General features: G+C 33.9%; 28 protein-coding genes, 1 tRNA gene and 1 pseudogene. 4 read left to right on the top strand and 26 right to left on the bottom strand.

Translation table 11 applies throughout. From position 1 onward, the window contains the following. Positions 1 to 2 precede the first annotated feature (2 nt). On the bottom strand, positions 3 to 908 hold the full coding sequence (locus LN736_RS04710) for an MBL fold metallo-hydrolase (RefSeq protein ID WP_150357093.1): 906 nt from the start codon (positions 906 to 908) through the stop codon (positions 3 to 5). Between the two features lie 211 nt (positions 909 to 1,119). Here LN736_RS04710 and LN736_RS04705 point away from each other — a divergent pair, with 211 nt between their 5' ends. Both LN736_RS04705 and LN736_RS19185 read left to right on the top strand, forming a co-directional pair. After that, the gene (locus LN736_RS04705; protein WP_229981047.1) at positions 1,120 to 1,986 is read left to right on the top strand and encodes a DMT family transporter; all 867 of its coding nucleotides are present in this window, start codon (positions 1,120 to 1,122) and stop codon (positions 1,984 to 1,986) included. Positions 1,987 to 2,127: 141 nt separating this feature from the next. Further along, a pseudogene (locus tag LN736_RS19185) lies at positions 2,128 to 2,264 on the top strand (NAD(P)-dependent oxidoreductase); the annotation flags it as partial. Between the two features lie 118 nt (positions 2,265 to 2,382). On the opposite strand, the gene LN736_RS04700 reads toward LN736_RS19185, so the two are convergent. From LN736_RS04700 to LN736_RS04680, 5 genes are all read right to left on the bottom strand, one after another. Continuing rightward, positions 2,383 to 2,479: transfer RNA gene (locus LN736_RS04700), tRNA-Sec, on the bottom strand. Between the two features lie 167 nt (positions 2,480 to 2,646). Further along, a complete protein-coding gene (gene selB, locus LN736_RS04695) occupies positions 2,647 to 4,554 on the bottom strand; it encodes a selenocysteine-specific translation elongation factor (protein ID WP_179976949.1) in 1,908 nt (635 codons plus the stop codon). 45 nt (positions 4,555 to 4,599) lie between these two features. Continuing rightward, on the bottom strand, positions 4,600 to 5,982 hold the full coding sequence (gene selA, locus LN736_RS04690; protein WP_150357090.1) for an L-seryl-tRNA(Sec) selenium transferase: 1,383 nt from the start codon (positions 5,980 to 5,982) through the stop codon (positions 4,600 to 4,602). Positions 5,983 to 6,010: 28 nt separating this feature from the next. After that, complete coding sequence (gene selD, locus LN736_RS04685) at positions 6,011 to 7,057, bottom strand: selenide, water dikinase SelD (RefSeq protein ID WP_179976948.1); 1,047 nt, start codon at positions 7,055 to 7,057, stop codon at positions 6,011 to 6,013. A gap of 48 nt (positions 7,058 to 7,105) precedes the next feature. After that, entirely contained in the window at positions 7,106 to 7,723 is a 618-nt protein-coding gene (locus LN736_RS04680; protein ID WP_150357088.1) for a helix-hairpin-helix domain-containing protein, read from the bottom strand. 179 nt (positions 7,724 to 7,902) lie between these two features. Between LN736_RS04680 and LN736_RS04675 the strand changes: the two genes are divergently transcribed. After that, positions 7,903 to 9,126: a D-alanyl-D-alanine carboxypeptidase family protein gene (locus LN736_RS04675; protein ID WP_150357087.1), complete on the top strand. Its 1,224-nt coding sequence runs from the start codon at positions 7,903 to 7,905 to the stop codon at positions 9,124 to 9,126. A gap of 122 nt (positions 9,127 to 9,248) precedes the next feature. On the opposite strand, the gene LN736_RS04670 is transcribed toward LN736_RS04675, so the two are convergent. From LN736_RS04670 to LN736_RS04580, 19 genes are all read right to left on the bottom strand, one after another. Continuing rightward, positions 9,249 to 10,148 carry an RluA family pseudouridine synthase gene (locus LN736_RS04670; protein WP_150357086.1) on the bottom strand — a complete coding sequence of 300 codons (900 nt, stop codon included), beginning with the start codon at positions 10,146 to 10,148 and terminating at the stop codon, positions 9,249 to 9,251. A 103-nt stretch (positions 10,149 to 10,251) separates the two neighbouring features. Next, the gene (locus LN736_RS04665; protein WP_150357085.1) at positions 10,252 to 10,632 is read right to left on the bottom strand and encodes a RidA family protein; all 381 of its coding nucleotides are present in this window, start codon (positions 10,630 to 10,632) and stop codon (positions 10,252 to 10,254) included. Between the two features lie 125 nt (positions 10,633 to 10,757). Next, positions 10,758 to 11,333, bottom strand: coding sequence for a bis(5'-nucleosyl)-tetraphosphatase (symmetrical) YqeK (yqeK, locus tag LN736_RS04660; RefSeq protein WP_150357084.1), 576 nt, complete (start codon positions 11,331 to 11,333; stop codon positions 10,758 to 10,760). Positions 11,334 to 11,365: 32 nt separating this feature from the next. Further along, on the bottom strand, positions 11,366 to 11,977 hold the full coding sequence (gene nadD / locus LN736_RS04655; protein WP_150357083.1) for a nicotinate-nucleotide adenylyltransferase: 612 nt from the start codon (positions 11,975 to 11,977) through the stop codon (positions 11,366 to 11,368). Between the two features lie 25 nt (positions 11,978 to 12,002). Further along, positions 12,003 to 13,277 carry a GTPase ObgE gene (gene obgE / locus LN736_RS04650; protein WP_150357082.1) on the bottom strand — a complete coding sequence of 425 codons (1,275 nt, stop codon included), beginning with the start codon at positions 13,275 to 13,277 and terminating at the stop codon, positions 12,003 to 12,005. A gap of 83 nt (positions 13,278 to 13,360) precedes the next feature. Beyond that, positions 13,361 to 13,663, bottom strand: coding sequence for a 50S ribosomal protein L27 (gene rpmA, locus LN736_RS04645; RefSeq protein ID WP_150357081.1), 303 nt, complete (start codon positions 13,661 to 13,663; stop codon positions 13,361 to 13,363). 4 nt (positions 13,664 to 13,667) lie between these two features. Then, entirely contained in the window at positions 13,668 to 13,994 is a 327-nt protein-coding gene (locus LN736_RS04640) for a ribosomal-processing cysteine protease Prp (protein WP_150357080.1), read from the bottom strand. Between the two features lie 3 nt (positions 13,995 to 13,997). Beyond that, complete coding sequence (gene rplU, locus LN736_RS04635) at positions 13,998 to 14,312, bottom strand: 50S ribosomal protein L21 (RefSeq protein WP_150357079.1); 315 nt, start codon at positions 14,310 to 14,312, stop codon at positions 13,998 to 14,000. Positions 14,313 to 14,455: 143 nt separating this feature from the next. Then, the gene (locus tag LN736_RS04630; RefSeq protein WP_150357078.1) at positions 14,456 to 15,895 is read right to left on the bottom strand and encodes a ribonuclease E/G; all 1,440 of its coding nucleotides are present in this window, start codon (positions 15,893 to 15,895) and stop codon (positions 14,456 to 14,458) included. Between the two features lie 31 nt (positions 15,896 to 15,926). Then, on the bottom strand, positions 15,927 to 16,640 hold the full coding sequence (locus tag LN736_RS04625) for a TIGR03936 family radical SAM-associated protein (protein ID WP_229981042.1): 714 nt from the start codon (positions 16,638 to 16,640) through the stop codon (positions 15,927 to 15,929). Beyond that, positions 16,609 to 18,462, bottom strand: coding sequence for a TIGR03960 family B12-binding radical SAM protein (locus LN736_RS04620; protein ID WP_179976946.1), 1,854 nt, complete (start codon positions 18,460 to 18,462; stop codon positions 16,609 to 16,611). The genes LN736_RS04625 and LN736_RS04620 overlap by 32 nt, the downstream gene beginning before the upstream one ends. A 142-nt stretch (positions 18,463 to 18,604) precedes the next feature. Then, positions 18,605 to 19,462: a M50 family metallopeptidase gene (locus LN736_RS04615; protein ID WP_150357075.1), complete on the bottom strand. Its 858-nt coding sequence runs from the start codon at positions 19,460 to 19,462 to the stop codon at positions 18,605 to 18,607. Positions 19,463 to 19,480: 18 nt separating this feature from the next. Further along, the gene (locus LN736_RS04610; protein ID WP_229981037.1) at positions 19,481 to 19,924 is read right to left on the bottom strand and encodes an endopeptidase; all 444 of its coding nucleotides are present in this window, start codon (positions 19,922 to 19,924) and stop codon (positions 19,481 to 19,483) included. Between the two features lie 78 nt (positions 19,925 to 20,002). Next, positions 20,003 to 20,368, bottom strand: a complete 366-nt coding sequence (gene mgsA / locus LN736_RS04605) for a methylglyoxal synthase (protein WP_150357074.1) — start codon at positions 20,366 to 20,368, stop codon at positions 20,003 to 20,005. A gap of 15 nt (positions 20,369 to 20,383) precedes the next feature. Beyond that, positions 20,384 to 21,505 carry a rod shape-determining protein RodA gene (gene rodA, locus LN736_RS04600; RefSeq protein WP_179976945.1) on the bottom strand — a complete coding sequence of 374 codons (1,122 nt, stop codon included), beginning with the start codon at positions 21,503 to 21,505 and terminating at the stop codon, positions 20,384 to 20,386. Between the two features lie 76 nt (positions 21,506 to 21,581). Then, positions 21,582 to 21,848: a cell division topological specificity factor MinE gene (minE, locus tag LN736_RS04595; RefSeq protein WP_150357072.1), complete on the bottom strand. Its 267-nt coding sequence runs from the start codon at positions 21,846 to 21,848 to the stop codon at positions 21,582 to 21,584. A gap of 12 nt (positions 21,849 to 21,860) precedes the next feature. After that, a complete protein-coding gene (minD, locus tag LN736_RS04590) occupies positions 21,861 to 22,658 on the bottom strand; it encodes a septum site-determining protein MinD (protein ID WP_150357071.1) in 798 nt (265 codons plus the stop codon). Positions 22,659 to 22,849: 191 nt separating this feature from the next. Then, entirely contained in the window at positions 22,850 to 23,788 is a 939-nt protein-coding gene (locus LN736_RS04585; RefSeq protein ID WP_229981033.1) for an AEC family transporter, read from the bottom strand. A 21-nt stretch (positions 23,789 to 23,809) separates the two neighbouring features. After that, positions 23,810 to 24,478 carry a GntR family transcriptional regulator gene (locus LN736_RS04580; protein WP_150357069.1) on the bottom strand — a complete coding sequence of 223 codons (669 nt, stop codon included), beginning with the start codon at positions 24,476 to 24,478 and terminating at the stop codon, positions 23,810 to 23,812. Positions 24,479 to 24,951: 473 nt separating this feature from the next. Between LN736_RS04580 and LN736_RS04575 the strand changes: the two genes are divergently transcribed. Then, positions 24,952 to 25,185: a hypothetical protein gene (locus LN736_RS04575; protein WP_150358741.1), complete on the top strand. Its 234-nt coding sequence runs from the start codon at positions 24,952 to 24,954 to the stop codon at positions 25,183 to 25,185. Between the two features lie 69 nt (positions 25,186 to 25,254). Here the strand turns inward: LN736_RS04575 and minC are convergent, their stop codons facing one another. Further along, positions 25,255 to 25,887, bottom strand: a complete 633-nt coding sequence (minC, locus tag LN736_RS04570; protein ID WP_229981029.1) for a septum site-determining protein MinC — start codon at positions 25,885 to 25,887, stop codon at positions 25,255 to 25,257. Positions 25,888 to 26,025 lie beyond the last annotated feature (138 nt).

Below are 26,025 nucleotides of genomic sequence, written 5' to 3'. Positions count from 1 at the left end.
TTTTAATCAGGAGAATGTACTTTTGAATATTTAAGGAACCCACTATCTATGTTCAATTTTATAGCTCCCGTTTCATTTAAATACTCTACATAGGACTCAAGCATTTTCTTCATAATAGCATATTTGTATTTACTGTTTACATGCAGTGTAAATTCTTTTATAACAGCATTCATTATGTTTTCCATCGTCATAGAGTCCTCTATGGCATTATATATCTTTCTTGCTCTATTTCTATAAAAATGTATATTATCTGTTATAAGTTTTGTAATATCATCAAAAATACCTTTATGAGCCACTATATACTTACTACAGCTTAAATCATAGAGCTTTTTTTTGCTCTTTAAATCCTCTGTAAGTATATAGGCATAAGGCATCTTGGCTCCCTTCATAACTTCATAGCTTATGAGAGCATCTCCAAGATATGCAACATTGTCGGGAGTTACAATGCACATATGTGCAGGGCTGTGTCCTGGTGTATGAATAAGCTTAAATTCAATACCACCTACATTTATTCTGTCCTCATCATTTAAAATCAAAATATCAGTTTTACAGATCATACTGCCAAAATGCTCTTTGACTTCTGACAGCGTCTGGCTGTTGTAATAAAGTTTCAAATTTATTGCAGAACTGCAGATAAGACCCTCGTAAGCTGGCATGGCAATAACACATCCATATTTCTCCTTAAGATACGAATTATTCCCCACATGATCTATATGTGCGTGGGTGCATATTATTCCCTTAACCTTAAAGCCGTTCTCCTGAAGGATTCCATCTATTCCCTTTCTCTCTCCCTCTGCCCATCCTGTATCCAACATGATAATCTCCTTATCACTGATTTTATAAAAAGGTATATAAGTCATTCCCGTATCAATGCAAAACGTATTGTCTTTTACTCTTTTTACTTTCATAATTTATCTTTAGTAAACTTTACTAAAGCCCAGTCCACCTCTTTTATAGCATTTTAATAAAATTCTTTGCAAATTACAGTTTTTCATCAATGTAAAAATTATAACATCAATAAACTCAGAAAGCTATAAAATATATTTTTATATAGAGATATTTATTTTATAATTAGTCTGTAGACATTTTAAAAATAAAACTTTTTAGGGGGAAACGGAAATGAACGCTAAACTCAATATTATCACATCCATGCTTATATTTGGAAGTATTGGTGTATTTGTAAAAAATATAAACTTACCCTCTGCAGAACTCGCCTTTTTCAGATCTTTTATTGGAAGCTTATTTTTAGTCTGCGTGTGTTATCTCACAAAGAAAAAAATCTCCTTTCAATCAATAAAGCAAAATCTCCTGCTTCTTCTGATATCAGGAACAGCCCTCGGATTAAACTGGATTTCGCTGTTTCAGGCTTACAAGTACACCACAGTATCCATTGCAACTCTCAGCTATTATTTTGCTCCTGTGTTTGTAATAATATTATCTCCCCTGATTCTCAGGGAAAAGCTTACACCGCTCAAAACCGGATGCGTTATTATGGCACTTGCAGGACTATTTTTAATTCTCAATACTGGCAATAATGCCGCAGCAGCAGGATCCTATAATCATTTAAAAGGAATATCTTACGGAATTTTGGGTGCAGTCCTCTATGCCAGTGTGATTTTAATGAATAAATTTATTAAAAATTTATCAGGTTTTGAAACCACGCTGATCCAGCTTATAACAGCAGCTGTAGTACTGCTGATCAGTATACTTTATAGAAACAACATCCATATTGGCGAGATAAGTCATAAGGCCTTGGTTTTTATATTTATAGTAGGTATTTTACATACAGGCATAGCCTATTTACTTTATTTTACCTCTATAAAAAAATTAGATGGACAATCTATAGCCATCTTAAGCTACATAGATCCAATTTCAGCTGTATTTATTTCTGCCATATTTTTAGGTGAAACTATGACACTTATTCAAATAATAGGAGGTCTCCTTATTTTAGGCTCAACATTTTTAGGTGAAATTATAAAAAATTGAGCTACTTATTCCCGATTTTTATGCTGCATTACCTCTGTCTCTGCCCATATCCATATTTAGGTTACAAAACTCAATGTAGAAAAACCCCAATAGCTTTTCCACCTCATCATCAATCTGTTCAACCTGGTCTTGAATATATGTGGAGATTCGATTATAAATACAGCTTCAATTGTAGCTTACCAAGGCACCAAGGCCACAATTTACTCATCGATTATTCAGCTACAAAGGGAGCTATTGTCAGCCTTATGCGTTCGTTAGCACTTTCACTGGTATCTAAATGGCATTCGAAGTACAAAAAGGATACTTTCACAATATTTCCATTGTAAAAGTATCCTTTTAAATCCCCATAAATATATAATCAAATCAAGTAAATTCAATGGTTTTAGTAGTATAAGCTGGCGGGAATATGTGGGAATCGAACCCACCCGTCGTGGTCTTAGCACGGCAACACGGTTTTGAAGACCGGCAGGCACACCAGCACCTATCTACTCCCATTGAAAGCACAAGTATTATTATAGGTGAAATGCTGTTATAATGTCAACAAATTAATGAAATAGTAATCTATAAAATAATTTTATACATTTCATAAATATTTTATATAAGTGCTTTCATCTTTACTATAACCTCAATGTATTAATTACATACAGCATTTTCCGGATATTAGTAAAGAATTCTCTCGTCATCCACTCTTTTCGTAAGTTTTATGCCATCAAAATGTTCCATAAGTATTGTGGCATATTTTCTGCTAGTATTTAATTCATCCCTCAGTTGGGCAAGGGACATACTTCCCCGGGTCTTTATAAAATTTATTACGACATTTTTAGCCAATTCATAGTCTTTAGATAAAAACCAACAATTTTCTCCAACTTTTACTATGTCCCCATCCTCCACCAGGGATTCAAATACCATCTCGAAATTTCTCTTGTCACCGCAGCCAGCTTCCAATTCCAGATATTTAGGCGGAATAAATCCACTTTTATTGAATTGAAATAGTATATTTTCTCTAATTTTATTCTGTGCCGGAGTATATTCCACCTTGAAATTCTCTAGGGATATGAAATTTCCATAAAGTTTTATTTCATTTCTACCCTTCAGCAATTCTATTATATAGTCATATATTTTCTGCTTTATTTTATTTCCAAATACCCTGTTTTTAATCTCTTCTTTAGACATACCCCTTTTTAAAGGATTTTTACTGTGAAAATCCTTTAAAATGCCCTGCAGCATTTCAACCTTTTTATCTAAAAAGTCCCTGTGAATATATACTGGTTTATCGCCTTTGTTCAGCACTGCTATGGACTCATTTTCCATAAGTTTTTTCAGTTCCTCCTGAATATTATCATCCTTTTTCCCAATAGCCTTCAATATTTCCTCTTTTCCGGGATAAGTGCTGCTTAAATTTTTAATTGTATTTTCAAGTATGCTTTCAGTTTTCCCACTTTCCTTTAATTTCAATTCTTCTACATAATCCATATTGAATCTCTTGGCTTTTCTGGCCACTGGCTCTATTATAGTACCTCCACCTATGGTATACATTGGGGAGTAGCTTCTTATTACAAATCTGTCATTTCTCTGGGATGTAAGCTGTTTTTCCAGTCTGAGCTGGACATAAGCTTCCTCACCTGGATTTACTTTCTCACGGTCAAGTATTACCACTCTGCATATAATTTCACTGGTACCATGATACAATCGCACCCTCTGTCTATTTTCCAAAGGTCTTGAAGCACTTTTAAGATAGTATAATTTACAATCCACCATAAGGGAAGGTTCCATAAAATTTTCTACAGACACCACATCTCCCCTGTCTATATCAGAGGTTTTAACATTTGCTACGTTTATTGCACACCTTTCACCTGCTTCTGCTTCTCTCACCTGCTGTCCATGGACTTGTATTCCCCTTACCTTGGATTTTATTTTTAAGGGATATATTTGTACGTTTTCCCCTTCTTTAATTTTTCCACTAATTATAGTTCCCGTTACAACAGTTCCAAATCCGCTCACTGAAAATACCCTGTCTACAGGAAGCCTGAAATGACCGACAGTATCTCTGGCAGGTACAACATCTGTAAGCCTATCTATATCCTCTATTAGAGAATCCAATCCCTCTTTTGTTTTCGAGGAAACTTTATGAATGGGAACGTCCTCCAGAAAAGTTCCTTTAAATTCATTTTTTACATCTTCCACTACCATTTCCAGCCAGTCCTTGTCAACTAAATCAATTTTAGTAATTACTATAATGCCCTTATTTACATTTAACAGCTGAAGTATTTCAAAATGCTCTCTAGTTTGGGGCATTACTCCTTCATCTGCTGCAATGACCATAAGCACTAGATCTATTCCACTTACTCCTGCCAGCATATTTTTTATAAACTTTTCATGGCCCGGTACATCTATAATTCCAGCTCTCTTCCCGGAGGGCAAGTCAAAAAAAGTAAATCCAAGGTTTATGGATATCCCTCTTTCTTTTTCTTCTTTCAAGGTATCGGTTTCTCTCCCCGTGAGAGCCCTTATGAGTGTAGTTTTACCATGATCTATGTGACCTGCTGTTCCTATTATAATGTGCTTCATACAAATTCCCTCCAAACTTAAACCGATAAACACAATACAAGAGTTTTACAAATCTGCGAATTCATTTACCAAAGTATCAAAATCTTTGTCTAATATAGTTCTTAAATCCATTACAACTTCGTCATTAGCTATACGTACAATTACGGGAATATCAGCCCTTCTCAATTTCCTATCTACTTCCTCGGGAGATATTCTATTACTTCTGGTCCTGATTACATAAGTTGGTATCTTTTCTTCAGGCATGGAACCACCGCCTACCATTGAATAGTCACTATCCACAGTGAATTTGAAATCAGGCACTCTCTGCTCCAACTTTTCTTTTAAGATCTGCGCCCTGCTTTTCTGATTCTCACTGCTGCTGAGCATCATGTACAGAGTGGGAATATTTCTTACAGCTTCTTTTTCATCTACATAATAATTAAGAGTAGCTTCAAGAGCGGCAAGAGTCATCTTATCCACTCTTAAAGCTCTTAAAAGCTGATTTTTTTTCATCTTGTCTATATACTTCTTTTTCCCCACAATTATACCCGCCTGAGGTCCTCCCAGCATTTTATCGCCGCTGAAGGTAACTACATCTATACCGCTCTTTATACTTTCCTGCACTGTAGGTTCATGGCTAAAACCATATTTGGAAAAGTCTATAAGAGTGCCGCTGCCTATATCTTCAATAACTGGAATTCCCTTTTCTGCTGCAAGCTCAGACAGATCCTCTGAAGATACTTCTGCCGAAAATCCAATTACTTTAAAATTAGAGGTATGCACCTTCATAAATACGCCTGTATTCTCATTTATGGCATTTTCATAATCTTGAATATGTGTCCTGTTGGTAGTTCCCACTTCCACAATAATGGAGCCACTAAATTTCATAACTTCCGGTATTCTAAAAGAACCTCCAATTTCCACAAGCTGTCCTCTAGATACTACAGCTTCCTTTCCATTACACATGGTATTTAGAACCAGCAGTACTGCAGCAGCATTATTATTGACGACCAATGAGCTCTCTGCACCTGTAACCCTTTTAATTATTTCTTCCACGTGTTTATACCTTGAACCTCTGGTGCCGCTTTCCAGATTATATTCTAAATTGCTGTAACTGCTAGATACATTAATTACATTTTTTAAAGCATTTTCACATAAAAGAGACCTGCCTAAATTAGTATGTATAATAACCCCCGTAGCATTTATCAGTCCCTTAAAATTCGATTCCTTTTTTTTATCAACTATTCTTTTAAATTTTTCAAGTATTTCTTCTTCTGAGAAATCCTCTATCTTTTCCTGTAAAATGAGATTCCTGTAAAAATCTATGGACTCCCTGAGTGAATTCATCACAAGTATTCTCATAGTATCAGCCAACTCAACTTTTACAACTTCATGATCCAGAAGTTCATCAATTTTAGGAAGCTTTCTCAACAGCTTATTTTTCTCCAAATTACAACCTCCTTATACAACTCCAATTTTACTCTACAATTATATATTTCTTGCCTTGCAAAGGTACAATTTCACCTATTATGGAAGGCTTTATCTCCAGCCCACATGTTTCATTCATGATTTTATAAGCTTCACTTTCAGAACACGTAAAGAGGAGGCCTCCTGAAGTTTGCGGATCAAATAGTATATCTTCCATCCATCCTGGAATATTTTTTATACTGTATTTGCCTTCTATATATTTCCTGTTTTTATATGCACCTGCAGGAACAATTCCCATCTCCGCATATCCTTTAGCTTCACTTATATACGGAATTTTATTCCCATAAAGTTTCAAGGTTACATCAGACGCAGATGCCATTTCATAGCCATGGCCCATAAGTCCAAAACCAGTTATATCCGTGCAGGCGGTTATATTATATTTTGTTATTATCTCTCCTGCATATTTATTCAACGTGGACATTATTTTAACTGCCTTATCATAAGCATTATCGGATACAATTCCACCTTTTATGGCGGTATTTATTATGCCCGTACCAACGGGTTTGGTCAATATTACCTTATCTCCTACTTTACACCCATAATTTCTGAGTATTTTATCGGGATGCACCAGCCCCATAACTGACAGTCCAAATTTAGGTTCATTGTCATCTACCGTATGACCCCCTATTACAACAGCTCCAGCTTCAATAACCTTATCTGCCCCTCCCTTTAATATTTCCCCCAGTACATCCACTGAAAGACAGGAAGGGAAACAGACTATGTTAAGCGCCACTTTAGGCTTACCGCCCATGGCATATATATCACTGAGAGAATTTGCTGCAGCAATTTGTCCAAAAGTATAGGGATCATCCACCACTGGAGTAAAAAAATCAAGAGTTTGAATTACTGCTGTTTCCTGATTTAATTTATATACTGCGGCATCATCTGAAGTCTCTATTCCAACTATTAAATCTTTATCTTCCATTTTAGGTAGTTTACCTAATATACTCGAAAGAGTCCCCGGCTCTATTTTTGCAGCTCATCCTGAAGTCCTCGTAAGCTCAGTCAATCTTTTAGCCACACTCGCCACCTCCATTCTCCACTACAATTATATAATATCTTACAATATTTTTGAATAAACAATCTATCTTACATCTATTTTATCTCTCATTTTATCAAGAGTTTTGTCACCTATTCTATCTATTTTCTTCAAATCTTCCACAGAAGCAAAATCTCCATTCTGTTCTCTGTAATCCATTATTTTTTGTGCAGTTATGTCCCCTACACCGGGTATGGTTTTAAGTTCCTCTTTAGATGCCCTGTTTATATTTATTTTACCATCACTGCCTATTTGACTTTCAGATAGTGCTGAAGAATTAGGGCCTCCAGAGGTATTGCCTATTTTACTATCTACATATATATAATCCTCGTCTTTTAATTTTTTAGCCAAATTTAACCTACAGCTGTCAGCTTTATCTGTAAAACCACCTGCTGCCTTTACCAGGCTTTCCACTCTACTATTGTCTTTCAGCTTATACACTCCTGGATTCTTAACCTGTCCATTTATATAAACAGTTATCTCTTTGGAATAATTGTCATCCCCAGTTTCATTGGAATCCTTAGAAGTAGCTCCCTCTTCAAATATATCCCTGCTGTTCTCATCGATTTTTACTGGTCTAGAATTGATGTATCCCACTATGAGGAATACAAAAAATACAGCCAAAATCACAACGGAGCCTATTATCTTTTTCTTATTTTTCATCTTATTATATCTCCTCCTCCAATATCAAACTTAAAACTCATTGTACTCTTAAAGCAGCTGTAATTTGCATTAAAATATATTTAAGTTTATAATTTAGATTATTGACAGTTTCAAAAAATTTTTGTCACTTATATTATTTTTTTGTATACTGTCTAAAGACAATTTCAAAGGAGGAAAAAATGAAAAAAACAATTACATTTATATTACTGTTTTTGCTTATCTGTTCAGGCAGCTCATATAATGTTTATGCTAAAGAAACACCTCCTTCTGTTTCTGCTGACAGCGCAGTTGTATTAGATGCAGCAACCGGTGAAATTCTGTATGCTAAAAATCCCGATTCTGCTTATCCACCGGCATCTACCACCAAAATAATGACTGCTCTATTGACATTGGAAAATACAAACTTAGATGACAAAGTAGTAATCGGTAACAACCCACCGGCTGTAGAGGGAACCAGATTGGGCCTTTTTCCGGGTGAAGAGTTGACCGTCAGGGATCTACTATATGGATTGTTATTGGCCTCTGATAACGATTGTGCTGAAGCACTAGCAGAACACATCAGCGGCTCACTGCACAAATTTGCAGCAAAAATGAACACCAGGGCAAAAGAGTTAGGAGCAAAAAACACCAATTTCATAAATCCCACTGGATTGTTCAATGAAAAACACAAAACTTCTGCAAGAGATCTATCTCTTATAATGAGGGAGTTACATAAAAATCCTGAATACTCAAAAATTGCCACCTCTATATCCTATACCATTCCACCTACTAATAAGTCCAGCAAGCCAAGAACTGTGTGGAACGAAAATAAGCTTGTGCAAAAACAATCTATGTATTACTACAGTGGGTGCCAGGGCGGTAAAACAGGTTACACAATTCAATCACTCCACTCATATACTGCGGTAGCTACAAGAAATGGCGAAACACTAATCGTAGCTTTAGTTCACGATAAAAATAAAACTTTTTTTCCAGATTCAATATCTTTATTTAATTTTGGATTCAACAACTTTCAATTGGTAAAACTGTATTCAAAGGGAGATTTAGTTACAACCTATAACAAAAATAAACTTTCTGTCCCTCTAATTGCAGATTCTAATTTTTATTATGTAAAGGAAAAAGGTGATAAAGCCCTTCCCCATTTAAGTATTAAAAATGAAAATCTGTCCTTTAAACTTTTTAAGGTAGGGGATGTAGTAAGTAGTGCTGATATCTACTTTAAAGGAAAAAATATAGGAAAGTTAAACCTTTCAAGCGGCATCAGCCATGATGAAAAACAGATATTGAATTCAGACATTATTGAAAACATAATAATAAGGAATAAATATGCAATTCCAGTTGTAATAGCACTGTTAGTCGTAATAGCTATCTTTACTGTAAAAAAAATATATACTCTAAGTAAATGATTTTTTATATCAGATTATTTGTGAATTCAAATGGAATTTACTTATGAAAAATATGCAGAAAATAAAGCATTATATTATATACGATAAGTTGAAGTTTAAATGTTTAAAAATAGCTAAAAGCTTCAACTTATTTTTTCTATCAAATTCATGATATCCCGGGGTATATCAGATTCCAGTTCCATTATCCTGTTCCCCCTTGGATGCGGGAATTTGAGCCTATAGGCGTGAAGTGCCTGTCTTTTTATATACTGACTATCATCTTCTGTACCGTACAGTGTATCTCCATACAGTGGATGGCCTAAATAACTCAGATGAACTCTGATTTGATGGGTTCTGCCAGTTTCTAAAGTAATCCTCAGCAATTGATCATTTTTAAAATTATCTATTACCTTGTAACGGGTTATACTTCTCTGCCCTCTTTCATCTACCACTCTCTTTATGCCAGTTTTTTCATCCCTGTATATAGGTAAATCTATAATTCCTTCATCATCTTCCATTTTTCCATGGATAACAGCTATATAGCTTTTTTCAAAATCTTTGCACTTCATATCTCTTGCCAGACACATATGCGCAAATTGATTTTTTCCAACTATTATAAGGCCTGAAGTACCCATATCCAACCTGCTCACCAATCTAACTATACAATTTTCACCTTTCTCTCTAAAATAGTAAACAATCCCATTAGCCAGAGTACCATTGGGATAGTTCCTGGTAGGATGAACTACTATACCGGGTGGTTTGTTCACAACTATTATGTCCTTATCCTCATATACCACCTGTATATCCATTTTTTCGGGTGATATATTTTGGGATTCTTCTTTTATAAGATTCAGTGATATGTTTTCTCCTACCTTCACTATATGATTTAACTTTACTCTTCTATTATCTATTTCCAGTCTTCCACCCAAAGCCGCCCCCTTTATAAGCCTGCTGGAAAGCTTTTGCACCTTTTTTAAATATGCTCTTAATTTCAATCCCTCTTCTCCCGTTTTTACTTTAAATACTATTTTATTTTCGTCCACTATAATATTCCTTTCTACATTGATGCTGCCTTGATACAAAATGAAATTTAATATTCAAAGAGTGAACTTTTAAAAGTTCACTCTCTCTTCAAATATGTTCTATTTAATCTACCAATGCTATTACTTCGACTTCAACTAATGCATCCTTTGGAAGTTTCACTTCCACACAAGATCTTGCTGGCATATCTTTCTGAAAATATTTTGCATAAACCTCATTTACAGCTGCAAAGTCTGACATGTTCTTTACATATACAGTAGTCTTCACAACCTTGTCAAAGGATGTTCCCGCTTCTTTAAGTAGAGCTTTTATATTTTCAAGTGATCTTTCAGTAGCTTTTTTTACATCCCCTGAAACCAACTCTCCTGTTGCAGGATCCAATGGAATTTGTCCCGATGTAAATAAAAAGTTCCCAACCTTAACAGCCTGTGAATATGGACCCACAGCTCCAGGTGCCTTTTTTGTACTTATTATGTTCTTCTTCATAATAAAACCTCCTAAAATCTAATTAATAAAATATATCAAAAATAATGTTCTTCAATACAACAACACTATTATATCAAATTTTTGTCCTCTGTGTTAAATATTTTTATAAAATTACATTTACGAATTTATTTATGCAAAGTTCTGTAAATTAAATAATTTCTTCCTTCAATTGTGTCTATATGTAGCAGCTGATTCCTTGCTATAACAACTTCTATAGTATTGTTAAAGGCATCCAGCATGGCAGCATTTAAATCCACAAGAGCTTTTTCCCTAAGTTTATCCACTCCTGGAAAATCTCTTAGAGGCTCTATATAATCCGAAATATATATTATCTTTTCCAAAAGATTCATATTCTTCTTACCTGTAGTATGATATTTTATGGCATTTAACACTTCTTCATCATAAATCCCCATAATATTTTTTGCTATTATGGCAGCAATACTGCCGTGTAGAAGCTGAGGATTAGCTCTTGTTATTTCATCTATACATATATTATTTTGATCTGCTATATTCAATATCTCTTCATTTGACATGTATTTGGCACAATCATGAACAAGCCCTGCCATTCTTGCCTTTTCAACATCGGCATTATAGATTTTTGCCATCTTTACAGCTGTATCTCTTACACTCAGACTGTGATCAAATCTGCTTTTTTTAAGTTTTTCTCTTAAATACTCTATAATCTGTTCCTCATTCCACATCACTTATCACTCCAAAATTAAAATTATAAACATTACTTATAAAGTCCAAATTTTTCAATAATATCAGAAACATTTTCCGGCAAAAGATAATCCACTCTTCTTCCCTCTCTTATGCTGTTTCTTATATTAGTAGACGAGATATCCAAAAGAGGTGCATCCAGATATATGACTTCAGTAGAATATCTGTCTTCAATCTTTTTCTTTTGTTTTCTTATACTCTCCATAGTAAAGGCTGGAAAGTTCGGTCTATTAAATACAATAAATTGGCACAGCTTAAATATGTCTTCTACTTTATTCCAATTTTGAATATCCATCAAACAGTCCATACCGGTAAGAAAATACCATTGAGTATGTTTTTCCAGGTTATTAAAATATTCTAATGTATTATAGGTATAGCTTAAATTTGGCCTATTTATTTCATAATCACTTACAGTAAATTTACTTTCTGATTTAATGGCATCTTTTACCATATTGTACCTTAATAAAGCATCCGTTATATCTTTTTTTAATTTATGAGGTGGATTACCCGTTGGCATAAATACTATCCTATCCAGCTTGAGCCTGTAAAGTGCCTCATAGGCTATGTGTATATGTCCAATGTGTATTGGATCAAAGGTTCCTCCAAAAATAGCTTTTTTAATCATATGTCTCTCCCCATTTGTTTATAAATTACATGACATAATCAAATTCAAAATCATTGAGTCTTACTACATCTCCGTCTTTAATTCCTTTATTCTCTAACTCCTCAATAACTCCTTTATTTTTCAATACCTTGTAGAAATATCTCAATTCATCAGGATCATTTACGTTTACACTATCAAGCAGCCTGTCAACAAAACTTCCCTCAACTATATAGACATTTCCCTCTTTCCGTACGTTATAAGTAAATTTCTTTTCCTCCGGTACAAATCTATCCTCTTCATTTATTTCTATATCTACAACAGGTATAGAAACAAGCATCTTTGCTGTTTCCTGCATAAGCTCTTTTATCCCACTCATTGTAGCACAGGATATCTTAAAAACTTTAGTATATCCAAGTTTTTTAAGTTCATTTTTAAAATTCTCAAAGGACTTATCATCATATAACATATCCGCTTTATTTGCAGCAATTATCTGAGGTCTATCCCAAAGTTTTACATCATATTTTTTCAACTCATCATTTATTTTAACAAAATCATCAACGGGATTTCTTCCTTCTATCCCAGATATATCAACTACATGTATGAGAACCCTGGTTCTTTCAATATGTCTCAAAAATTCTGTTCCAAGTCCTACACCTTCTGCTGCCCCTTCAATTATACCTGGTATATCGGCCATTACAAAACTTTTAATTCCCGGTACATCAACCACCCCAAGATTAGGTGATAACGTTGTAAAATGATAATTGGCAATCTTAGGTGTTGCTTTAGTAACTACTGACAAAAGAGTGGATTTACCTACATTTGGAAAGCCTACAAGACCTACATCAGCTAATATTTTCAATTCAAGACCTATATATCTTTCCTCACCCGGCATTCCCGGCTCAGCAAAATTTGGTGCCTGTCTTATGGAAGTAGTAAATCTTACATTTCCTCTGCCGCCTTTTCCGCCTCTTGCCACTAAACACCTGTCACCGGCATGAGATAAATCAGCCATTATTTTGTTGCTACTCACATCTTTTACAACCGTGCCCAGAGGAACTTTTATATAAAGATCTTCTCCGTTTTTTCCAGAGCACTTTGAACCAGAACCATTTCCACCTTTTTCAGCCGCATATTTTTTTCTATATGCAAAATCCAGCAGTGTAGTCATATTAGTATCCACTATAAGTACAACATTTCCACCTTTTCCACCGTCACCACCATCTGGACCTCCAAGGGGAACATATTTTTCTCTTCTAAAAGATACGGCTCCGTCTCCACCATCGCCAGATCTTACAAATATTTTAGCTGTATCCACAAACATTTCAATTCACTTCCCTTCTGTACTTATATTTATACCTGCGAGTTTTAAAAAAGCATCCTTTGCCAGGATGCCTTAATAAAACACTATTCAGCTACCAATTCCTCTACCTCTACAGGGTATACACTTGCTTTCTTTTTAGTCTTTCCCATTCTCTCATATCTAACTACACCATCAATTTTCGAAAACAGTGTATCATCAGATCCTCTGCCCACATTATTTCCCGGATGAATCTTAGTTCCTCTCTGCCTCACCAATATATTGCCGGCCAAAACGAACTGTCCATCTGCAGATTTAACTCCAAGTCTTTTGGATTCACTGTCCCTACCGTTTCTTGAGCTGCCCACTCCTTTTTTATGGGCAAACAGCTGAAGGTTCATAATCAACATACAACTACACCTCCTTAACTTTTACACTTATATATTTACTAAACTTAATTTCTATACTTTTTAAAGCAAGCAACATAGTTTCCACGAGTACCTGACATTTTATGAGGTCCTCTTTTTTCATACCCTCCAGTGAAAAACTTAGAAATCCTTCCTCCATGGAATAATCAAGCTCTAATTTCAATACTTCCGTTATTCCAATTACAGTACCTTGTGATATGGCAGAAACAGCACTGCAAACCAGATCATATCCTTGTTTTGGCCACCCTGCATGACCCTGAAGTGAAACTGAAACTAAATTGCCAGATTTTTTTTCAAATACTGCCTTAATCATAATTTATGCATCGATCTTTTCAATCTGTAATTTTGTATAAGGCTGTCTATGCCCCTGCTTTCTTCTGTAATCTTTCTTGGCCTTATACTTGAATACTATTATCTTCTTGGATTTTCCCTGTGCCAAAATTTTAGCGCTCACTTTGGCTCCCTCAACTACAGGTTTCCCAATAACCACTCCTGCATCATCCTTATTTACAATAAGCACTTTGTCAAGTTCAACAGTTGAATCCACTTCACCATCTAATTTTTCAACGTAAACAACGTCTCCTTCTGAAACTTTATACTGTTTTCCTCCAGTTGCTACAACTGCATACATTTAAAACACCTCCTCAATCCAGTCTCGCCTAAAAGGTATATGTAAAATATTCACCTACATAGTTTATAAAACCTTTTTTGAGCGGTCTACAGGTGTCATTTTAACACATATATATTTTTTTGTAAAGTTTTTTAGATTGGTTTTTAATTCACCTTAAACATTCTAAATTTATTCAGCTGACTGTCAAATACAAGTGGTTCCAATCTATAATAGGATGCTTTATCATCATAAGTAATATATACTCCCATTCTCTCGGCACCTATATTTTTCACAAACCCACTGATATCTTTTTCTACAGAATCTCTATAATATGAACCAATTTGAATATGAATATTTTTTACACCTTTCCCCTCATTCAAATTCAAAATTTCATCTCTAATGAGTAAAGTGATATAGGACAATTTTAGCTTTTTGCCAGTCCCACTGCAGCATACACAATTTTCCTCTATATAATCATATATTGGCTTTCCTTTTCTTTTTCTAGCTATTTGCACCAAATTCAATTCCGTGAAACCATATATTACAGTTTTATTCTTATCATCTAGAAATCCACTCTCCAGCTTATTCAACACTTTTTTTCTATTATACTCTTCATCCATATCTATAAAATCTATTAAAATTATACCATTTAAATTTCTAAGTATTACCTGCCTAGCAATTTCCTCCGCAGCCTGCAAATTTGTAACTAACACGGTTTTGGCCATAGCACTGCCCTTTACATTTTTGCCAGAATTGACATCTATTACGAACATAGCTTCTGTTCTATTTATGATTATGTAGCCGCCGCAATTTAATTCTACCCTGCTGTTTATCAATTTGAGTATTTCTTTTTCCAGATTATAAGCTGAAAATAAATTCATTTTACCGTCATACAAAATCATCTCTGCATCCACATTACTTACATATTTTAAAAATTCTTCTGTATAAGAGTAGTCCTCTTCCTCATTTAAGTATATTTTAAGTCTGCTGTCATCTAACTTATCTCTTAGGGTTTCCCCAAGTATTCCACCACTTTCAAATATCAGTCCTGGCTTCAAGAAATACATACCTTTCTTTTTTACATCACCATAACATTTGTACAAATTATTTATCTCATCGTTTATAACATCTAATTTCACATTTTGGGCATCGGTTCTTATCATGAGACCTATATTTTCAGGCAGTTTAACATTTTTTTCTATTCTCTTTTTAAAATCCGCATCATTTATTTTTTTGGAAAATCGTATACTATTTCCATAATTATATAGAACACAATATTTGCCCGGTATACCTATGTCTTTTACAACCTTAGCTCCCTTTTTCCCATAGCTTTCTTTGACAACCTGAACCATAATTTTCTGTCCTTTTTTCAAATTGAGATTCTTAAACTTACTATCCATGTACATATAAGCATTTTTACCACATCCTATATCTATAAAAGCACACTTTATAGCAGAAATTATGTTCTTCACTACACCGTTATATATATTTCCGGGGTAGGCACCGCCATTTTGCTCCTCCATAAGACATTCTTTCAAAATTCCCTCTTCTCTTATAATAATTCTCAGGAGCTCTACACTCCTTTCAATAAATATTTCCCTCAACCATAATCCTCCCTTTTAAAATTATTCTCTATCATATATGTTTTACATATTCATAAAGAGGAATAAGGTCCTCCTTTATTTTTCCATACATTTCTTTTCTAATTATGCTGACAAAATGCTCCATATTTGCATTTTCTGTATTATGCTGTATGAAATGAACTAAAAGCTGTGGAGATAAATTTTCCATACTTCCACAGGAAATCAAGACATGAAGAAGCAATCTATTGCCCTGGACAGTATACTCCATACTTTTTACAAATTTTCTAATATCAACCCTGCCTTCTCCTCTTTTGGTCCTCTTTAAATCATACCAGTGATCCATGTCCATTAAATCATCCATATTTTTTTCCAATCTGTCAGTATTGTTATATCCCATATTTATCAGATACTCAGCTGCACTTATTTGTGCCATGGATTTGAACACCTTTTTATTTTCAGCCCTTTTTACTTTATTGACCTCCAGTATTTCTACTCCTCTAGGTGCACTGTCATTTAACTTTTTCATAATCTCGTCTACTGAAATCTCCCTTTCCAGATACAAATCCATATATTCTCCAGTAGAATAAATTCCCACTGAAAGAGGCTGTGCTATGGACATATTTATATGGGGATTAAATCCCTTTGAATATTCTGCAGGCATTCCGGATCTTCTTATCATTCTCTGCAGGGCCCTCATTAAATCCAGGTGGCCTATAAATTTTATATCTTCACCTTTACTGAATTTTATTAAATACTGCTCCCTCAAAACATTTCCCTCCCAAATTAACGCTGACACCGCAGTTTTTACATCCAAGTCTACAATCTGGAGTTACACGTGCATTTTTGGCTTTTTCATTTTCCTCTATTAAAAAACTTTTATCAACTCCTGTATCTATAAAATCCCAGGGAAGTATTTCCTCATAACTTCTATCTCTATAAGCATAGAAATCCCCATCTACACCACATTCTTCGAAGGCCTTCTCCCATATATGAAAATTAAAATACTCCGACCAGCTATCAAATTTAGCTCCCTTTTCATAGGCTTTTATCAATACATTACACACTCTTCTATCTCCCCTGGCAAACACAGCTTCTAAATAGCTGAGAGGGGTTTCATGCCAATTATACACTATGTGCTTACTCCTTATAGATGTCCTTATCGTTTTTATTTCCTCCTTTACATCCTTCATGGATATTTGGTGTACCCATTGAAAGGGTGTAAATGGCTTAGGTACAAATATAGATGTACTCACATTTACTTTAAGTCCCTTTTTCCTCATCCCTCTTGGAATCCTATAATATTCTTCTACCACCTTTTCGGATAAATATGCTATTCCCTTTATATCCTCCATGGTTTCATAAGGAAGCCCTATCATAAAATACAACTTTATAGTAGACCAGCCAGATTTAAAGGCGCTGCTCACACACTCCATCAAATTTTTTTCCGTAACTCCTTTATTTATTATATCTCTCATTCTCTGACTTCCTGCTTCAGGTGCAAAAGTAAGTCCGGTTTTTCTGACTTTTTGTATTTCATTTATAAGTTCCACAGAAAAAGAATCTATTCTGAGGGAAGGCAGTGAAACTCCAATCCTATTTTCTGAATATTTCTCAATAAAATTATAGATGAGATTTTTCAAATCTGAATAATCACATATACTCAAGGATGTAAGCGAAACTTCTGAATAGCCTGTGCTCTTTATAAGTTTATCCACCTGTTCCAATAATTTAGGAGCACTTTTTTCTCTTACAGGTCTGTATATCATGCCAGCCTGACAAAATCTACATCCTCTTGTACATCCTCTAAAGGTTTCCAGAACTATCCTGTCATGTACTATGTCAGTAAATGGTACTACAAGTTTGTCTGGATAATCTGCTTCATTGAGGTTCTCCACTATCCTCTTAGTTACTTTAGCAGGTACATCTTTATAAACGGGTTCAAAGCCCTTTATAGTACCATCCTCATTATAACTTACATTATAAAGTGATGGGACATAAACTCCGCCTATATGACATACTTCCCTTAAAAACTTCAATTTACTGCCCTTATATTTTTTATAGAAATCCATAATTTCATTTATCTGTTCTTCCGATTCACCTATGGCAAATAAATCCGCTATATCCCAAAGAGGTTCTGGATTATATGCACAGGGTCCACCGCATATAACTATTGGGTCATTTTCACCTCTTTCAGAGGCCCTGATAGACAATCCTGCAAGATCAAGCATATTTAAAACATTTGTATAACTCATTTCATATTGAAGGGTAAATCCTATAAAATCAAAACTTGATATTGAATCTTTACTTTCCAGACCGTATAAAGGTATATTATTTTTTCTCATAAGTTCTTCCATATCAGGCCAGGGTGCAAAAACCCTCTCACAATAAGTGTCATTTCTTTCATTTAATATGTAATAGAGTATCTTCATCCCAAGGTGGGACATTCCTACTTCATAGACATCGGGAAAGCAAAACGCAAATCGGATATCCACCTCATTTTTGTCCTTTATATAGGAATTTATTTCCCCGCCAGTATAACGGGCAGGTTTTTCCACTTTAAACAATATGTCGTCAGAAATTCTATTCATGAATAATCCTCCTCTTAGATATCATCCCTATATTTTAGCATAAGCATACACAATTTAAAACCCAGGAAATAAAAACAAAGTCCAAAGTTCAAACTCTAATATCTAAATTAAGTTCGAACTCTGAACTTTGAATATGTCTGTCTTAGGAATCATCCGTTTCACTTATTTTGATAAATTCCTCTATAGTCATGTTTCCATATGACTTCAAAGCTTCTATTATTTCCTCTTCATAGATTACATCCACTACATTCATCTCTTCATCCAACACCATAAATATATTGTATTTGCTTTTATCAAACAGACCCATTGCAGTAAGCAGGTCCTGCTTATGGTATATGGATATATTCCTGTTTTCAATGTAACCCCTCTTTATAAATTTATATTTTTTCTTTACAATGTCTCCCATTATTATATATGACACCCTCTCACTTTCTTTTAAAGATGACATTACTATAAGTACCCCTATTATTCCAATATTAAAATTACTATTCCCGTTGAGAAATAATAATATATAAAAAAACATAAGTACTATTCCTATAAATACACTTGAAACCATCATTATCTTATTTGCCTTTTTATAGGTTATTTTTAAATTCAATATACTTCTAAGTATTCTTCCTCCATCCAGAGGAAAAGCCGGGATCAAATTAAATAAGCCTATGACTAGATTTATAGAAAAAAGCATATACCACAGGCTTGAGTTAAAAATTTGATATATATAATAAAAAAATATACTTAAGATCAGATTGGCAATTGGTCCGGAAGCTGAAATTATCAAGTCCTCTTTCGGAAATGCCTCATCTATATCCTTAAGCCTTACAACCGCTCCCACAGCTATAAATTCTATGTCAAATCCCGAGAATTTATAATATCTAGCTGTAAAATAGTGAACCATCTCATGGAAAAAAACTACTATAAATGTATAAATAAGCTGTCCTTTATAACCTATGATAATTAAAAACACTACATAGGGAATAAAATATTTACTCATCCTAATCACAGAAATACCTCTTAAAACTTAATCTTTTTCATCTATTCTAAGTTGTTCAACTACATCTTTAACTCTATCTCCAATATAATTCACATTTATATTTTTCAGCTGAGCTTTCAATTTACTATAATCATAATTTTCATTGACAATCTTTTTAGAATAATTGTATACATTTTTACTTTGAGAATTCGAAAGCAGTTTACAGGTTGTAATAAATACAAATAAAATTAATACCCCAGCTAAATCCCTTATAATTCTTTTAGTTAAATAATTTGTTCTCTTAGTACGGGAATTACCTCTATCATACAGTCTGCTGCGATAAGGCGAATAATTCAATTTCCCTTTCAGGGAATTATAATACTTTTCATATTCTGAATCATAATGCCCCATCTTAAAACCCCCTTTTGAAATACACATATTTAATATATATTTAAATATAGTCTCAATTATGACTACATCCACTTTACTCATCTATTAACTTCCCTATAATTTCAACAAAATAAAAGGATTTAACACCAAAACCAAAGAGTTTCAGTATTAAATCCAACTTTACCTTTTTAAAGCTTTTACAAATACCTCTGCTGATCCCAAGTTAGTGGCCAGTGGTACACAGTGGACATCACAGATCCTAAGCAGTGCCGAAATATCCGGTTCATGCGGTTGAGCAGTAAGCGGATCCCTTAGAAATATAACTATATCCATTTCTCCCTGGGCCACTCTCGAACCTATCTGCTGATCCCCGCCCATAGGACCTGAAAGGAATCTATGTACCTTTAAACCAGTCATTTCACTTATCAATTTTCCAGTAGTTCCTGTAGCAAAAATTTCGTGATCTTTAAATACATCTTTATATCTTTTTACAAAATCCACAATATCATCTTTTTTCTTGTCATGCGCTATAAAAGCAATTTTCATAATATACTTATCTCCCTAAAAATTAATTTTCTTTCTTCTCATACCTATATTTAAGATCAAAGACAATTCTATAAAAGCTGATAGAATGGAACTACCTCCATAACTCATAAAGGGAAGAGTAATACCGGTTATAGGCAGCAAGCCAACTGTCATACCTATGTTTTGAAAAATTGAGAACAGAATGGTAGATATTATTCCTATACACACCATAGTTCCAAAAATATCCTTGGATTCTTTAGCTATTTTTATAGCCCTGTACACTATAATTATGTAAAATATTATCAGCGCCAGACATCCTATAAGACCCCATTCTTCCCCTACTACAGCAAATATAAAATCAGTATGGGATTCCGGAACATACCCCCCTGAAATCTGAGTACCTTTCAAAAAACCCTTTCCCAAAATCCCCCCTGAGCCAATTCCTATCTTTGACTGTGTAACCTGAAGCGAAAAAGATTGCTGATATTTCTCAGGATTAAATAAAGATACTATTCTCATCTTTTGATAATACTCTATAAGCGATGACTTCCAGGCAATTGTTCCCAGAGTAAAGAGTCCCAAAAATCCTCCCAATATAACTTTAAAATTCAATCCCGCTATAAAATATATCCCAAGAACGGCAAAAAAACACACCATAGTCATTCCCATGTCAGGCTGGCTTATAATCAAAACCACGGGAATAAGGGCATATATTGTAAGTTTAGTAATATTTTTAAAATTATTAATTTTTCCTTCCATGTCATCCAGCTGTTTTGCCAGCATCAATATAATTCCAACTTTAGCAAACTCAGAAGGCTGCATGGAAATGCTCCCAATCCTAATCCATGAAGATGCTCCATTTACAGTGTATTTAAAAAACGGGATACAATTAAGTACAAGCAGAAATACACCAAACCAGTAGATTAAAGGAGCAAGATCTTTTATAACAGAATAATCTATTAAAAGCAACAAATAAACTAAAATAAGTCCTACGGCTATCCAGATAAGCTGTGTCTTCAAATAATATGAACCATAGCTTACATGAGATGCGCTGTAGATATTCAAGCTGCCAAATAAACATATAATTATAACAGTAGTAATTATAGGAAAATCAAGTTCTTTTAAAAGTCTTCTGCTTATGGTAAATTTTTCAAGCATTTTATATATCCCTCCAGTATAACTATAATGATTATACCACAGGGAAATAAAAAAACTATGTATAAATTATCAATAGTTATCTGTTATTTTTAACCTTTTTTATAGGTATACTAGCCACTAAAGCAGCTGAATTCCCCTTTATTTCCTCTGGGGTTGTCATCTTCACATCTATTTCCGAGCAATCTATTTCCATATATTTTGAGAGCACTTTTAATATATCCTCTTTTATGCTTTTAAGTACTTCTTCAGACATATAACACCTGTCATGTATCAATATTAATCTCAGTCTTTCCTTGGCTACATTCTTAGAAGACGATCTGGAGAATATTTTAAATAAGTCCATTGTCTTACCTCCCTATTTAATACCAAATAATTTTTTTATAGATGAAAAAAGACTTTCTTGTCCAACACTCAAATCCATCATAGGTACTTTTTCTCCTGTAATTCTTCTGGATATATTTCTAAAAGCTTGTCCTGATATAGCTTTATCATTTAATACTATCGGCTCTCCTCTGTTGGTTGAAACTGTTATATTTCTATCATCTGGTACTACTCCTATGAGTTTTATAGCCAAACTATCTAATATATCATCTACATCCAGCATATCCCCACTTTTTGTCATCTTATAATTCAGTCTGTTTATTATAAGCTGATGATCTTCCAATCCTTTAGAATCAAGTTTCCCTATGACCCTATCAGAATCTCTGACAGAAGTCACTTCAGGATTCACTACGATAAGTGCCCTATCTGCGCCTATTATGGCATTTTCAAAACCATGTTCAATTCCAGCTGGACAATCTATTATCACATAGTCATATTCTTTTTTCAATTCATAGATCAAGTTCATCATCTGCTGAGGACTCACATCCTCCTTATCCCTGGTCTGTGCTGTAGGCAGAAGATAAAGGTTTGTCAATCTCTTATCTCTTATAAGAGCCTGTTTTAATTTACATTTATTTTCAACTACATCCAATAGAGTAAATACAATTCTATTTTCAAGACCCATGAGCACATCTAAATTCCTGAGTCCCGTATCTCCATCTACTACTACAACACTTTTCCCCAAAGCAGCTAGTCCAGTACCTATATTAGCCGTAGTAGTAGTTTTACCTACCCCGCCCTTACCTGATGTTACTACAATTGCTTCTCCCATTACACTGCCTCCTTTAAATCACTCAATCAACTGAATATCGATTTATATAAACAAATAATCCTTTGTAAATAACCAAGCAATAAAACTCTTTATAAAACATTATACTAAATGTAGTAAAAATAATCTATAATATTTATCGAACTTTCGCTTTCCAAAATAAGTACCTATTTGTTATAAATCACACAATTTACTTAATTTAATATTAACATGTATGTGGGGATAACTAGCAAGCTCGCAATAGTTGTTATAACCGTATTCACTGTAGCATACTTGTAATCTGCATTATAGCTTCTTGAGACTATGGCCGTATTTGTCATAACGGGCATAGCAGCCTGAATCACAAATACATTTTTCATAAGCATGGGGACAGTTGAGCCGTTACATAATAAAAGCATTACCACCGGACAAACAAAAAACCTTCCAACAATTATCGCCAGCACATCTTTCCCTAGTTTTAACTCTTTAAAATTGACAAAATAAATAGTTATACCTATAAATATCATGGCTAAAGGAGTAGTTAAATTTCCAAAATATTTACACGTATCCATGAGGAATTTGGGAAGACGAATGTTCAGCAACACCAATACAGCTGCCAATATGAAACTTATCAGTGGTGCCGACATGATCCTCTTCAGTGTATTAGCTGAAAATATCTTAGCAGTACCATCTTGTCCATCTCTGCTTATTTCATAGGCACCGATTGTCCAAAAAAATGCAGTATTAGCTATATAATACAGTAAAACATCAGGTATACTCTTTGTCCCAAACAAGGCCATGTTCACCGGCAGGCCAATGAATATGGAATTGGATACAAAGAACATAGATCTAAAGGTGCCAATTCTGCCTTTTTTAACTTTGATGACTTTAGAAATTATCACTGCAATTACATAACAAATTGCCATAGAGACAAATGGGATATACAATCCTTTTGCCATGGTAATCAATTTATCTTTATTAAAATTTTCCTCAAATTGGGATATCATGAGACATGGAATAGCTAAATTGCAGACCAATTTTGAAAAAGTCTTCGAAACTTTTTGATCAAGCCATTTCTTACGACATAAAAAATACCCTGTAGAAACCATTAAAACTATACTCAATACACTTTCCAATGCAGTTAAAATTATCATTTTATACTCTCCTTGTCAATATTAAATAGCCAAAACTTTTTTTAGATGTTCTAAATCATTAGCCAGATGTTCATCCATAACCTGAGCAGCCATTGATTCATCTCTTTGTTTAATAAAATTGAATATTTCAAGGTGATATTTATAAATATCCATTCTACGCTTATATCCATATACATCTATAAATCTGTAAAAGTAAATAAGGGATTTTAAATCATCACTCTGCTTTTGAAGTCTGCTATTTTGGCTAAAGCAGAGAATTAAATTATGAAATTTAGAATTGAGCAAAACAATGGTTTTTTCGTCGGTATCATGAAAACGCCTTATATTTTCCTCAGTCCTCATCAACACATCTTCAATCTTATCCAGATCATCCTGGCTTGCTCTAACTGTAGTTAATCTGGCGGCCATTGATTCTAAAGCACGGCGGCATTCATAAATATCTTCAATATCTCTTATAGTTGGCTTGTATACTGTAATTCTAGATTTATTATCAATGCATAAAAGTCCGTCTTTTTCCAGAGAACGTATGGCTTCTCTTACAGGACTTCTGCTGACTTGAAATTCAGCTGCAAGTTTCGACTCATAAATTCTTTCCCCTGGTTTAAAAATACCATCAAAAATCATTTCTTTTATATTTTTATAAACCTGATTGTAATATGAAACTGGTTGTTTTATTTTGTAAGTATCCATTATTTCCTCCTTTAGCAATAAAACCTACGGTATACTGTCGACACTATTTTAGTATATGCTTCAAGCACAGATAAATCAAGCTGCTGATTGTAAAAGCAATTAAAAATCATACGTAAAATAAGCACCCTAAATGACAGATGCTTATTTTACAATACAATTAAAGGAAACCCAATTTTATAAAGAGTCCATTGGTGGTTGCATTTAAATTTACCGTGCCCTGCAACCACAGACACTAATCATAGATTGAATTTAAAAAAGTTGGAAATTCAACTAGCATTATTATACATGTAAATTATTAGTATTTCAAGTACTAATTTCTAAATTATTAAAATATATCCAATTAAAAGCTGAATTTTTTCTAAATTATCTTTATATATTCAATATCCTTTTCATAGGTTTGCTCTTGAGTTCTTCCTGATATTAAATGTACCTATCGTGAATACTTTAATATAATAATTTTGAGGTGAATTATAATGTCAACTTTTGGCTCAATAACACCTGAAGAATTATCTCTCCTAGCAAATTTGGTTGCATTTCAACTTACAGAAGGAAAATCATCTGACGATAATAACGTATTAGGTAATTTTTTAACTGCCGTTGCAGCTAATATACTTACTATTGCAGCACAACAACAGAATCTTGAATCCTTAAAGGAAAAACAAGACCAAATTAAAAATCTTAAAAATCAAATCAAAGACTTAAAATGATGATTATAATACACGGATAGCAGCCTATCTGTGTATTTTTATTGACTGTATTCATCAGTTTTATTAATTTTAGACATATTTATTGGGAAGATACGGTTCCACTACAATCGTATTTCCCCTTATTCTGGCTACTTCAGGATATCCAGGCTTAATATTATCCTCGGGAGATCTTGTAACTATATTTGAAATCTGAAGCATTTCCGGTTGAAGGCAAATCGATGCAACTATGGCTTTAGAGTTGCCCCCAAATCCAGCATGAACATATCCTCTCAGTGATCCGAAGACTATTACGTTTCCACCTGCGTATATTTCTGAGCCAGCATTCACATCCCCAATTACCACTATATTTCCCGAATAATTTATAACTTGTCCACTTCTTACAGTTTTTCTTAGAAACTTAGTCCTTCCCTCATAAATTCCTGAAAATATTTTATTGGGTTTTTCATTGCTGTCTTCAAATATACAATCTTTCACCAAGAATTTTTCAAATAATACATCTTTCAATTTAGCAAACTGTCTCTGATTTATGTACTCCAATTCCGTAGTTATTTTAATAGTACATCCTTTGTAAAACATACTTCCAACAGAAAGTCTTTTAACTAAAGATTCCAGCATATCTTCAAAATCCTTAAATTTATTCATATTTATTATTATATTTATTCCATCTCGGTTGCCTTTAACCATTATATTATTATCTATCATACCAGCCTCCATAAGTCACCTCTAAAATAGTAATTCAACACTTTTTGTATAATTCCTTCTTAAATTCCGTCTTTATTTTTAAATACCACCTGGTATCAAGCTATTATGACATAAAATTTGCGAATAGATCAGTCTATT

This window comes from Clostridium aromativorans (assembly GCF_020908015.1).
In the GTDB taxonomy this organism is placed as follows: Bacteria; Bacillota; Clostridia; order Clostridiales; family Clostridiaceae; genus Clostridium_B; species Clostridium_B aromativorans.
This window is presented reverse-complemented; position numbering and strand designations above follow the sequence as displayed.

What these genes read in the sequence shown, in the direction of transcription:
- rodA (WP_179976945.1), bottom strand. Translation starts at nt 21,505, where the DNA reads ATGCTTGAAAAATTTACCATAAGCAGAAGACTTTTAAAAGAACTTGAT.
- LN736_RS04575 (WP_150358741.1), top strand. Translation starts at nt 24,952, where the DNA reads ATGTCAACTTTTGGCTCAATAACACCTGAAGAATTATCTCTCCTAGCA.
- nadD (WP_150357083.1), bottom strand. Translation starts at nt 11,977, where the DNA reads ATGATTAAAAAAGCTATTTTTGGAGGAACCTTTGATCCAATACACATT.
- LN736_RS04620 (WP_179976946.1), bottom strand. Translation starts at nt 18,462, where the DNA reads ATGAATAGAATTTCTGACGACATATTGTTTAAAGTGGAAAAACCTGCC.
- LN736_RS04640 (WP_150357080.1), bottom strand. Translation starts at nt 13,994, where the DNA reads ATGATTAAGGCAGTATTTGAAAAAAAATCTGGCAATTTAGTTTCAGTT.
- rpmA (WP_150357081.1), bottom strand. Translation starts at nt 13,663, where the DNA reads ATGTTGATTATGAACCTTCAGCTGTTTGCCCATAAAAAAGGAGTGGGC.
- obgE (WP_150357082.1), bottom strand. Translation starts at nt 13,277, where the DNA reads ATGTTTGTGGATACAGCTAAAATATTTGTAAGATCTGGCGATGGTGGA.
- LN736_RS04710 (WP_150357093.1), bottom strand. Translation starts at nt 908, where the DNA reads ATGAAAGTAAAAAGAGTAAAAGACAATACGTTTTGCATTGATACGGGA.
- mgsA (WP_150357074.1), bottom strand. Translation starts at nt 20,368, where the DNA reads ATGAAAATTGCTTTTATAGCGCATGACAAGAAAAAAGATGATATTGTG.
- LN736_RS04610 (WP_229981037.1), bottom strand. Translation starts at nt 19,924, where the DNA reads ATGAGTAAAGTGGATGTAGTCATAATTGAGACTATATTTAAATATATA.
- LN736_RS04705 (WP_229981047.1), top strand. Translation starts at nt 1,120, where the DNA reads ATGAACGCTAAACTCAATATTATCACATCCATGCTTATATTTGGAAGT.
- minE (WP_150357072.1), bottom strand. Translation starts at nt 21,848, where the DNA reads ATGGACTTATTTAAAATATTCTCCAGATCGTCTTCTAAGAATGTAGCC.
- LN736_RS04680 (WP_150357088.1), bottom strand. Translation starts at nt 7,723, where the DNA reads ATGAAAAATAAGAAAAAGATAATAGGCTCCGTTGTGATTTTGGCTGTA.
- LN736_RS04580 (WP_150357069.1), bottom strand. Translation starts at nt 24,478, where the DNA reads ATGGATACTTACAAAATAAAACAACCAGTTTCATATTACAATCAGGTT.
- yqeK (WP_150357084.1), bottom strand. Translation starts at nt 11,333, where the DNA reads ATGTGGAATGAGGAACAGATTATAGAGTATTTAAGAGAAAAACTTAAA.
- LN736_RS04585 (WP_229981033.1), bottom strand. Translation starts at nt 23,788, where the DNA reads ATGATAATTTTAACTGCATTGGAAAGTGTATTGAGTATAGTTTTAATG.
- LN736_RS04665 (WP_150357085.1), bottom strand. Translation starts at nt 10,632, where the DNA reads ATGAAGAAGAACATAATAAGTACAAAAAAGGCACCTGGAGCTGTGGGT.
- minC (WP_229981029.1), bottom strand. Translation starts at nt 25,887, where the DNA reads ATGATAGATAATAATATAATGGTTAAAGGCAACCGAGATGGAATAAAT.
- selB (WP_179976949.1), bottom strand. Translation starts at nt 4,554, where the DNA reads ATGAAGCACATTATAATAGGAACAGCAGGTCACATAGATCATGGTAAA.
- minD (WP_150357071.1), bottom strand. Translation starts at nt 22,658, where the DNA reads ATGGGAGAAGCAATTGTAGTAACATCAGGTAAGGGCGGGGTAGGTAAA.
- rplU (WP_150357079.1), bottom strand. Translation starts at nt 14,312, where the DNA reads ATGTATGCAGTTGTAGCAACTGGAGGAAAACAGTATAAAGTTTCAGAA.
- LN736_RS04675 (WP_150357087.1), top strand. Translation starts at nt 7,903, where the DNA reads ATGAAAAAAACAATTACATTTATATTACTGTTTTTGCTTATCTGTTCA.